At 70.5% G+C, this 5,420-nt stretch carries 3 protein-coding genes; 2 read left to right on the forward strand and 1 reads right to left on the reverse strand.

The features are described 5' to 3' along the window. Nucleotides 1-529: 529 nt before the first annotated feature. On the reverse strand, nucleotides 530-1,984 hold the full coding sequence (locus tag ACGF3I_RS29340) for an NCS2 family permease (protein ID WP_393137209.1): 1,455 nt from the start codon (nucleotides 1,982-1,984) through the stop codon (nucleotides 530-532). Between the two features lie 204 nt (nucleotides 1,985-2,188). On the opposite strand from ACGF3I_RS29340, the gene ACGF3I_RS29345 reads away from it, so the two are divergent. Next, nucleotides 2,189-2,539 (forward strand): DUF2530 domain-containing protein, encoded by a 351-nt coding sequence (locus ACGF3I_RS29345; RefSeq protein ID WP_393137211.1) that lies wholly within the window; start codon nucleotides 2,189-2,191, stop codon nucleotides 2,537-2,539. A gap of 115 nt (nucleotides 2,540-2,654) precedes the next feature. Beyond that, nucleotides 2,655-5,072, forward strand: a complete 2,418-nt coding sequence (locus ACGF3I_RS29350; protein WP_393137213.1) for a cation-translocating P-type ATPase — start codon at nucleotides 2,655-2,657, stop codon at nucleotides 5,070-5,072. The last annotated feature ends 348 nt before the right edge of the window (nucleotides 5,073-5,420 follow it).

Raw genomic sequence — 5,420 nt, forward strand, 5'->3', positions numbered from 1 at the left:
CGTTGGGTTGCCCGGGGTTTGCGCCGTTCCCCGCGCCCCTCAACCCCCGGCCGTCTGCGGGCCGTGGTCGCTTCTCGCGCAGTTCCCCGCGCCCCTAACAGGACCGGTGCGGGCCAGCATGCGCATCCTCAGCCCGTCCGGCGTTTGAGGACGAGCGCCGTTCAGGCGCGAAAGCGGGGGTGCAGGGGGCGCAGCCCCCGCCGGGGTCCGAGGGGCGGAGCCCCTCAGGGGGTCTGGGGCGCAGCCCCAGGGGCCGGGCCTATCCAACCCGCTGCACGGGCGGGCGGGTGGGCAAGCGTCCTCGGGGTCTGGGGCGGAGCCCCAGGGAGCCGGGCCATCCAACCCCCTGCACGGGCGGGTGGGTGGGGCAGCCCGTTGGGGGTCTGGGGCGCAGCCCCAGAGGCCGGGCCCATCCGACCCCCTGCACGGGCGGGTGGGTGGGCAAACCCCTCGGGGTCCGGGGCACAGCCCCAGGCCCAGGCACCCCCCAACCCCCCGCGCCAGCGGGCAACCCCGGGGAGCGCCCCCCTCAGGTCAGATCGAGCGCCGGCATCAGGTAGTAGAAGGCGAACACCGCCGAGACGACGTACATCGCCACAGGCACCTCCCGCCCCCTCCCCCCCACAACCCGCAGCACCGTAAAGCTGATGAACCCCATCCCGATCCCGTTCGTGATGGAGTACGTGAACGGCATCATCAGCATCGTCAGGAACGCCGGGATGGCGATCGTCCAGTCCGCCCAGTCGATCTCGCGGATCGACCCGGACAGGATCAGGAAGCCGACCGCGAGCAGCGCGGGCGTGGCCGCCTGGGAGGGCACCATCGTGGCGAGCGGGGTCAGGAAGAGGCCCACGGCGAACAGCCCGCCCGTGACCACGTTCGCGAACCCGGTGCGCGCCCCCTCACCGACCCCCGCCGTGGACTCCACGAAGCAGGTCGTCGCGGACGAGGACGACGCGCCGCCCGCCGCGACGGCGATGCCGTCCACGAACAGGACCTTGTTCATGCCGGGCATGTAGCCCTTGGCGTCGGTGAGCCCCGCCTCGTCGCTGATGCCCATGATCGTGCCCATCGCATCGAAGAAGCACGACAGCAGCACGGTGAAGACGAACAGGATGCCGGTCAGGACGCCGACCTTGGAGAAGCCGCCGAACAGGCTGACCTGGCCGACCAGACCGAAGTCCGGGGTGTCGACGGGGTTGCCCGGCCACTTCGGAGTGGTCAGGCCCCAGGACGGCACGGTCGCCACCGCGTTGATGATCATCGCGACGACGGTCATGGCGACGATGGAGATGAGGATGGCGCCCGGCACCTTGCGGACCATCAGCGCCAGCGTGAGCAGTACGCCGAGGACGAAGACCAGGACCGGCCAGCCGAGCAGGTGCCCGTTGCCGCCGAGCTGGAGCGGCACCGTGGTGTGGGCGGCGTCCGGCATGCGCGAGACGAAGCCCGAGTCCACCAGGCCGATCAGCATGATGAACAGGCCGATGCCGATCGCGATGCCCTTGCGCAGACCGAGCGGCACCGCGTTCATGACGCGCTCGCGCAGTCCGGTGGCGACCAGCAGCATCACCACGAACCCGGCGAGGACGACCATGCCCATGGCGTCGGGCCAGCTCATCCGGGGCGCCAGCTGCAGGGCGACCACGGTGTTCACCCCGAGCCCGGCGGCCAGGGCGATCGGCACATTGCCGATGACGCCCATGAGAAGCGTGGTGAAGGCGGCCGTGAGCACGGTGGCCGTGACCAGCTGGCCGCTGTCGAGCTGGTGCCCGTACATGTCCTTGGCGCTGCCGAGGATGATCGGGTTCAGGACGATGATGTACGCCATCGCGAAGAAGGTCGCGAATCCGCCGCGGACCTCACGGGCAAGGGTGGAACCCCGCTCGGAGATCTTGAAGTAGCGGTCGAGGCCGTTGGTCGGCCTGGCGGGTGCGGGCGGCTGAGCTGCGGCGTCGACCGTGTCGCGGGCCGAGGGGGACATGCGGAACCTCAGTCGTGAAGGGATGGGAAAACGGCACGTACCCGAACTACTTTGGACGTTTTAACGAACAGAATGAGTCAGCCGTAAGCAGTTTCAGTATGAATACATAACTCGAAGATCACCATCTCCGCGCGTAGACCCCCGTCGTTCCTGGCCGCACCGCCACCGGGACCTGGCCAAAAGGGCGCGCCCTACACTGAGCGCATGGCGAAGTGGACACCCCAGCACGAGGCGCCGGAGCCCCTTGAGGGCCCCGTGGTCGCCACCATCACCGGCGGCACCATCCTCTGGTTCGTCCTCTTCCTCGTGCAGCTCCCCTTCTACGGCTGGTTCGACGACCACGGCCACCTGTGGTGGGTGTGGACGTGCCTGGCCGGCGCCGGACTCGGCCTCATCGGCATCTGGTACGTCCGGGGGCGCGACGCCGCCCTCAAGCGGCACGCCGCCCAGCAGACCGCCGGCACCACGGGCGCCGACACCACGGACAGCAGCACCACGGACAGCGGCACCACGGGCACCAAGGGCAGCGGCACCACGGGCGGCGCAAGGGCCTAAAGGCACCAGTCGGCGGGACCCGCCTACCGCCACAGGACCATCCCCCTCCTCCCCGGGTCGGATGTTCGGCCGTCCCAGCAGGTGAAGCGCCCCGTCCGGCCGTACCGTCGACAGCATGACGCAGCGCGCCAAGATCGACGCCGGGGCGGAACTCGACCCCGTCCACCCCGTGAAGCCGCCCGCTCCGGCCGCGCACGCAGGCGGTCTGAGTACGGACGAGGTCGCCGAGCGGGTGGCGCGCGGCGAGGTCAACGACGTACCCCTGCGCAGCAGCCGGTCCACCACCGAGATCGTCCGGGGCAACGTCTTCACCCGGTTCAACGCGATCATCGGTGTGCTCTGGGCGGTCATGCTGGTCGTGGCGCCGATCCAGGACAGCCTCTTCGGCTTCGTGATCATCGCCAACACCGGCATCGGCATCATCCAGGAGATGCGGGCCAAGAAGACCCTGGACAGCCTCGCGGTCATCGGCGAGGCCAGGCCGACGGTGCGGCGCGACGGGCGGGCCGTGGAGATCTCCACCTCCGAGATCGTGCTCGGCGACGTCATCGAGCTCGGGCCCGGCGACAAGATCGTGGTGGACGGCGAGGCCGTCGAGGCGGACGGCCTGGAGGTCGACGAGTCGCTCCTGACCGGCGAGGCCGACCCGGTCCTCAAGAAGCCAGGCGACACCATGATGTCCGGCGCCTTCGTGGTCGCGGGCGGGGGCGCGTTCCGCGCCACCAAGGTCGGGCGCGAGGCGTACGCGGCTCAACTGGCCGAGGAGGCCAGCCGGTTCACCCTCGTCCACTCCGAACTGCGCACCGGCATCTCCACCATCCTCAAGTACGTCACGTGGATGATGGTCCCCACCGCGCTCGGCCTGGTGATCAGCCAGCTCGTGGTCAAGGACAACAACTTCAAGGACGCCGTCGCCCGCACCGTGGGCGGCATCGTCCCGATGATCCCCGAGGGACTCGTGCTGCTGACCTCGGTGGCCTTCGCGATCGGCGTCATCCGGCTGGGCCGCAAGCAGTGCCTCGTGCAGGAACTCCCGGCGATCGAGGGCCTGGCCCGGGTGGACGTGGTGTGCCTCGACAAGACGGGCACGCTCACCGAGGGCGGCATGGACGTCACGGAGCTGCGCCCGCTCGGCGGCTCCGACGAGACGTACGTACGCAAGGTGCTCGGCGCGCTCGGCGAGTCCGACCCGCGGCCCAACGCCTCGCTCCAGGCCATCATCGACAGCTACCCGGACAGCGAGGCGTGGCGCTGCACCGAGTCGCTGCCTTTTTCCTCGGCGCGCAAGTACAGCGGCGCCGCGTTCAGCGAGGGGGACGGCGAGAACAGCACCTGGCTGCTCGGCGCGCCCGACGTGTTGCTGAAGTCCGGCGACCCCGCGCTCGCCGAGATCGACGCGCTCAACGAGCAGGGCCTGCGCGTCCTGCTGCTCGCCCGCGCCTCGCGCGAGCTGGACGATCCGGCCGTCGCCTCCGACGCCAAGCCCACCGCCCTGGTCGTCCTCGAACAGCGGCTGCGGCCCGACGCCTCCGACACCCTGCGCTACTTCGAGGAGCAGAACGTCAAGGCCAAGGTCATCTCCGGCGACAACGCGGTGTCGGTCGGCGCGGTGGCCGGGAAGCTCGGCCTGCCCGGCGCGGCCGACACGGTCGACGCACGCCAACTGCCTGCCGAGCAGGACGAGATGGCGGACGTCCTGGACGCCAACTCGGTCTTCGGACGCGTCACCCCGCAGCAGAAGCGCGACATGGTGGCGGCGCTCCAGTCGCGCGGGCACACGGTGGCGATGACCGGCGACGGCGTCAACGACGTCCTCGCCCTCAAGGACGCCGACATCGGCGTGAGCATGGGCTCCGGCTCCGAAGCGACCCGGGCCGTCGCCCAGATCGTGCTGCTCAACAACAGCTTCGCCACGCTGCCGTCGGTGGTGGCGGAGGGGCGGCGGGTGATCGGCAACATCACGCGGGTCGCCACGCTGTTCCTGACGAAGACGGTGTACTCGGTGCTGCTGGCCGTCCTGGTGGTGTGCTTCCAGGTCGAATACCCCTTCCTGCCACGGCATTTGACGCTGCTGTCCACCTTCACCATCGGCATCCCGGCGTTCTTCCTCGCCCTCGCGCCCAACAAGGAACGCGCCAAACCGCACTTCGTACGGCGGGTGATGCGGTACGCGATTCCCTCCGGGGTCATCGCGGGGGTGGCCACGTTCGTGACGTACATGATCGCGCGGGGCTACTACACGGGGTCGGGCGAGCTGGACGCGGAGACCAGCGTCACGACGCTGACGCTCTTCCTGGTCTCGATGTGGGTGCTGGCGATCATCGCCCGCCCCTACACGTGGTGGCGGATCGCGCTCGTCGCCGCCATGGGTGTGGCGTTCCTGCTGGTGCTCGCGGTGCCGTGGTTGCAGCACTTCTTCGCGCTGAAGCTGGTGGGGGTGGTGATGCCGTGGGTGGGTGTGGGGGTTGCTGTGCTGGCGTCCTTGGTGCTGGAGTTGACCTGGCGCTGGGTCACGCGCCGCTGGCCGGACTAGGTTGGCCCGGGGCTGCGCCCCGGGCCCCGAGGGCGTTTGCCCACCCACCCGCCCGTGCAGCGGGTCGGATAGGCCCGGCCCCTGGGGCTGCGCCCCAGACCCCGAGGGGCTCGCCCACCCACCCGCCCGTGACGGGCACCGAAAGGTCGAGCCCTGGGGCTGCGCCCCAGACCCCCCTTGAGGGGCTCCGCCCCTCGAACCCCGGCGGGTTTGCCCACCCACCCGCCCGTGACGGGGGTCGGATAGGCCCGGCCCCCTGGGGCTGCGCCCCAGACCCCCTGAGGGGCTCCGCCCCTCGAACCCCGGCGGGGGCTGCGCCCCCTGCACCCCCCATCGCGCCTGAACGGC

Source organism: Streptomyces sp. NPDC048111, from assembly GCF_043202815.1.
In the GTDB taxonomy this organism is placed as follows: Bacteria; Actinomycetota; Actinomycetes; order Streptomycetales; family Streptomycetaceae; genus Streptomyces.

Bases quoted from the DNA above. Each gene is read 5' to 3' on its own strand.
- ACGF3I_RS29350 (WP_393137213.1), top strand. From the start codon at position 2,655: ATGACGCAGCGCGCCAAGATCGACGCCGGGGCGGAACTCGACCCCGTC.
- ACGF3I_RS29340 (WP_393137209.1), bottom strand. From the start codon at position 1,984: ATGTCCCCCTCGGCCCGCGACACGGTCGACGCCGCAGCTCAGCCGCCC.
- ACGF3I_RS29345 (WP_393137211.1), top strand. From the start codon at position 2,189: ATGGCGAAGTGGACACCCCAGCACGAGGCGCCGGAGCCCCTTGAGGGC.